Source organism: Mycobacterium sp. (genome assembly GCF_052144515.1).
Taxonomy (GTDB): Bacteria; Actinomycetota; Actinomycetes; order Mycobacteriales; family Mycobacteriaceae; genus Mycobacterium.
This window is the reverse complement of the sequence record NZ_JBKQQD010000188.1, coordinates 1-4,435: the sequence shown is the minus strand read 5'-3', so window position 1 is coordinate 4,435 and position 4,435 is coordinate 1. Positions and strand designations below refer to the sequence as shown.

The window sequence follows — 4,435 nt, the reverse complement described above, 5'->3', positions numbered from 1 at the left end:
GGTCGGCATTCTTGGCGTCGACTATCTCTTTCAAGGCCATCTGTCCTGGGACGTAGTGCTCGAATTTGTCGCTGCCCAGGGCCGCGATAATTCCTTCGGCTACCACCTCGGCCGGCACCTTAGGCCCCTGGTAGACGGGTTCCTCGCTGCCCGGCTGATCCCAGATCTCGGTGTCGACCGGGCCCGGCTCGATCAGCTTCACCGAGATCCCGGAGCCATGCAGATCGACGGCCATCGCCTCGCTCCAGCCGCACAGCGCGAACTTACTTGCGCAGTAGGCGGTTTCGTGGATGATCCCAAGTCGGCCGCCGACGCTCGACACGTTGACGATCAACCCAGTTCCGCGCGCCAGCATCCGCGGCAACAGGGCCAGCGTCAGCCGCATCGGAGCAAAGAAGTTGACCTGCATGACGTCCTCGACCTCGTCCGGATCCAATTCGGCGACGGGCCGCCGTTTCGGAATGGCGGCGTTGTTGACCAGCACGTCGATGCCGCCGAGAACATCCCAAGCCCGTCGCGCCAGGGCGCGCAAGGCCGAGGCGTCGGCCAGGTCGGCCACCCACATCGCCGATCCCGGCGAGGTCCGCTGGCAGTCGGCCAACACCTCGCCCAGCCGATCCCGCCGGCGGGCGATCAGGCCCACCACCGCGTTCTGCGCGGCCAGCTGTCTGGCCAGGGCTGCCCCCAAACCCGACGAAGCACCCGTGATGAGCACCCGTTTACCTGCCGCCGCGTACGCCATCAGTCAAGGTTGCCGCGAATCGGCGGCGGCGTACAGTGGGAGAAGCTTGTTAAATCAGCTAAGTATCCAGACTCTTCCGACAGGGGATAGACATGACTTCGACCGGTTCTAGGTACGAGGGGGACACCTGGGATCTGGCGTCCAGCGTCGGGGCGACGGCGACCATGGTCGCGGCGGCCCGCGCGATGGCGACCCGCGCCGATCGTCCGCTGATCAACGACCCGTTCGCCGAGCCGCTCGTCCGGGCGGTGGGTGTAGACCTGCTCGCCCGCCTGGCGAGCGGCGAGTTGGAGCCCAGCGAATTGAAGGACGTCGCCGACGTTCAGGACGGCGCTCCGGGATCTGTGGGATCTGCCGGAGCCATGTCTCGCATGGCCGACAACATGGCGGTGCGCACCAAGTTCTTCGACGAGTTCTTCCTCGCTGCGACGAACGCGGGCATCAGGCAGGTCGTGATCCTGGCGTCCGGGCTCGACTCCCGCGCGTACCGCCTGGCGTGGCCCGCCGGGACGGTGGTGTACGAGGTCGACCAGCCCGAGGTCATCGAGTTCAAGACCCGCACGCTGGCCGACCTGGGCGCCGCGCCCACCGCGGACCGGCGCGTCGTGGCCGTCGATTTGCGCGACGACTGGCCCACCACGTTGCGCACCGCCGGATTCGACCCGGCCCAGCCGACCGCGTGGAGCGCCGAGGGCCTGCTCGGCTACCTGCCGCCCGAGGCGCAGGACCGCCTGCTCGACACCATCACCGAACTCAGCGCCCCGGGCAGCCGGTTGGCCACCGAAAGCGCGCCCAACCCGGAGCCCGGCGACGAGGACAAGATGAAGGAGCGGATGCAGACCATCTCCGAACGCTGGCGTGCGCACGGTTTCGATCTCGACATGGCGGGCCTCGTCTACTTCGGCGACCGCAACGAGGCGGCCCCGTACCTGAGCGAAAGTGGCTGGCGGCTCGCCAGCAGCAGCATCCGGGAGTTGTTCGCGGCCAACGGGCTCGCCCCCCTGGAGGACGACGACATGCGCATGGGCGACATGCTCTACACCAGCGGAACCCTCGACAAGTAGGAGCTATCGGCGATGACAACCAAATCAGGACGCACCGAAGGCGACAGCTGGGATCTGGCGTCGAGCGTGGGCGCGACCGCGACCATGGTCGCGGCGGCCCGCGCGATGGCGTCGCAGGGACCCGACGCATTGCTTGACGACCCACTGGCCGATCCGCTGGTCCGCGCGGTGGGGTTGGACCCGTTCATCCGAATCATCGACGGGGACCTCACTTTCGAGGATGACCCGCTGCTCAACCGCAAAACACGGACCCAGCAGATCGCGGTGCGGACCAGGTTTTTCGACGACTTCTTCATGGGCGCCGCCAATGACGGGGTACGGCAGGCGGTCATCCTGGCCTCCGGCCTCGACACCAGGGCGTACCGGCTGCGCTGGCCGGCGGGCACGGTGGTCTACGAGATCGATCAACCGCAGGTCATCGAGTTCAAAACCACCACGCTGGCCGGACTGGGCACCGAACCGACCGCCGAGCGGCGCACGGTCGGCATCGACCTGCGCGACGACTGGCCGAAGGCGTTGCGGGAGAGCGGTTTCGACGTGACGCAGCCCGCCGCGTGGAGCGCCGAAGGGCTGCTGCCCTACCTGCCCCCCGAGGCTCAGGACCGCTTGTTCGACAACATCACCGCGCTCAGCGCGCCGGGCAGCCGACTGGCCACCGAACACGTGCCCGACCCGCAGGCCTTCACCGACGAGCGAGTCCAGCGCTTCACCGAGCGGTGGCGGCGCGCCGGCTTCGACCTCGACGCCGCCGACCTGTTCTACCTGGGTGAGCGCAGCATCGTCATCGATTACCTGACCAACCACGGCTGGCAGGTGACCCCGCATCCCGCCAGGGAACTGTACGAGCGCAACGGCTTCGAGTTCCCCGAGAACGAGATGACGGCGGCCTTCGGCGAAATGAGCTACGTCGCCGCGACGCTGAAATAGCGCCCCGCTGGATTCGATTGCCCGCTCCTCCTCGGCCTGCTCCACGGGCCGCATCGTCGGGGGCTAAATTCTCCTCATGCCACGCGCTCATGACGATGACTGGGATCTGGCGTCCAGCGTGGGCGCGACCGCAACCATGGTCGCGGCCGCCCGCGCCATGGCGACGAGGGATCCGCGCGGTTTGATCAATGATCCGTTCGCCGAACCGTTGGTGCGCTCGGTCGGGGTGGAATTGTTCACCAAGATGATGGACGGGGACCTCGACCTCGATGCGATCGAGAACTCCTCGCCGGTGCGCATGCAGGCGATGATCGACGGAATGGCCGTGCGGACCAGGTACTTCGACGACTACTTCATCAACGCCGCGGGCACCGGGGTGCGCCAAGCGGTGATCCTCGCCTCCGGATTGGACTCTCGCGCCTACCGGCTGCCGTGGCCGACGGGAACGGTGGTCTACGAGATCGACCAGCCCCGGGTGATCGAGTTCAAGACAACCACTTTGGCCGACATCGGGGCCCAACCCACCGCAACGCGGCACGCCGTTCCCATCGATCTGCGCGCAGACTGGCCGACCGCGCTCAAGGCGGCCGGGATCGATACCGCCGCACCGATAGCGTGGTTGGCCGAAGGCCTGCTGATCTACCTACCACCCGAGGCCCAGGACCGGCTCTTCGACCACATCACCGCGCTCAGCGTGCCCGGGAGCACGATCGCCACCGAATTCGTGCCGGGCATAGTGGATCTCGACGCTGACCGGGTTCGGCAGATGGCCGGTCCCTTCGAGGAGCACGGGTTGGACCTCGACATGGCGTCCCTGGTCTATGCCGGCGAGCGCAACCACGTCGTGGACTACCTGAGGGACAAGGGGTGGGACGTCGAGGGTGTGACCCGGACTGACCTGTTCAAGCACCACGGAATCGACGTGCCGGCCGCGGAAAACGACGACCCGCTCGGTGAAATCATCTTCATCAGCGGCCGGTTCGCCGGCTGAATCACAGGCGCGACGACCCCAGCCACAGCGCGCTGGCGCCGCTCATCGTCTGCTCGACGTTTTCCATGATCCCGGCAACAGTGCGGGCCAGCAACCCGCCCAGCGCGTCGGGCAGCGACGCGGCGGCCGGTTGCGACGAGGCCCGGGGGCGGACCATGTCCAGCAGCGAGGAGCCCGGATAGCGGATGAGCCGTACTTCGGTGGCCGGGTCCAGGCCTGCCAGGACTTTGGCGCGGCGCACCGCGGTTACCAACCCGCCGAGTTCGTCGACAAGGCCACGGTCGCGGGCATCCGTGCCGGTCCAGACGCGCCCTCGCGCAACGAGATTCACGGCGTCGGTCGTCATGTTGCGGCCTTCGGCGACCCGCTCCACGAAGTCCTGGTAGAACAAGTCCGCTTCCGCCTCTCGATGCGCCCGCTGCTCCGGGGTGAACGGCGCGTCGATCGACCAGGCGTCGGCATTGGCGTTGGTGCGCAAGGTATCCGAAGCCACGCCCAGCCGTTCCAGCAGATCGCGCACCACCAGCTTTCCGGTGATCACACCGATCGAGCCGGTGATGGTCCCCGGATTCGCCACGATCGCGTCGGCGCCCATCGCGACGTAGTAGCCGCCCGAGGCGGCGACGCCGCCCATCGACGCCACGACCGGCTTGCCGCGTTCGCGGGCCCTCTTCACCTCGCGCCAGATCGTCTCCGATGCGGCGACCGAGC

At 67.6% G+C, this 4,435-nt stretch carries 5 protein-coding genes; 3 read left to right on the top strand and 2 right to left on the bottom strand.

Going from position 1 to position 4,435, the window contains the following annotated elements:
- On the bottom strand, positions 1–742 hold a 742-nt coding region (locus ACLP9N_RS12980; protein ID WP_442407786.1), incomplete at its 3' end, for an SDR family NAD(P)-dependent oxidoreductase.
- A 92-nt stretch (positions 743–834) separates the two neighbouring features.
- On the opposite strand from ACLP9N_RS12980, the gene ACLP9N_RS12975 reads away from it, so the two are divergent.
- From ACLP9N_RS12975 to ACLP9N_RS12965, 3 genes are all read left to right on the top strand, one after another.
- Positions 835–1,806 (top strand): class I SAM-dependent methyltransferase, encoded by a 972-nt coding sequence (locus tag ACLP9N_RS12975; protein ID WP_442407785.1) that lies wholly within the window; start codon positions 835–837, stop codon positions 1,804–1,806.
- A 12-nt stretch (positions 1,807–1,818) separates the two neighbouring features.
- Complete coding sequence (locus ACLP9N_RS12970; protein WP_442407784.1) at positions 1,819–2,733, top strand: class I SAM-dependent methyltransferase; 915 nt, start codon at positions 1,819–1,821, stop codon at positions 2,731–2,733.
- A gap of 76 nt (positions 2,734–2,809) precedes the next feature.
- On the top strand, positions 2,810–3,724 hold the full coding sequence (locus ACLP9N_RS12965; RefSeq protein ID WP_442407783.1) for a class I SAM-dependent methyltransferase: 915 nt from the start codon (positions 2,810–2,812) through the stop codon (positions 3,722–3,724).
- Position 3,725: 1 nt separating this feature from the next.
- On the opposite strand, the gene ACLP9N_RS12960 is transcribed toward ACLP9N_RS12965, so the two are convergent.
- Positions 3,726–4,435, bottom strand: a 710-nt coding sequence (locus ACLP9N_RS12960) for a S49 family peptidase (RefSeq protein ID WP_442407782.1), incomplete at its 5' end; no start/stop codon positions are given.

What these genes read in the sequence shown, in the direction of transcription:
- ACLP9N_RS12970 (WP_442407784.1), top strand. Translation starts at nt 1,819, where the DNA reads ATGACAACCAAATCAGGACGCACCGAAGGCGACAGCTGGGATCTGGCG.
- ACLP9N_RS12975 (WP_442407785.1), top strand. Translation starts at nt 835, where the DNA reads ATGACTTCGACCGGTTCTAGGTACGAGGGGGACACCTGGGATCTGGCG.
- ACLP9N_RS12965 (WP_442407783.1), top strand. Translation starts at nt 2,810, where the DNA reads ATGCCACGCGCTCATGACGATGACTGGGATCTGGCGTCCAGCGTGGGC.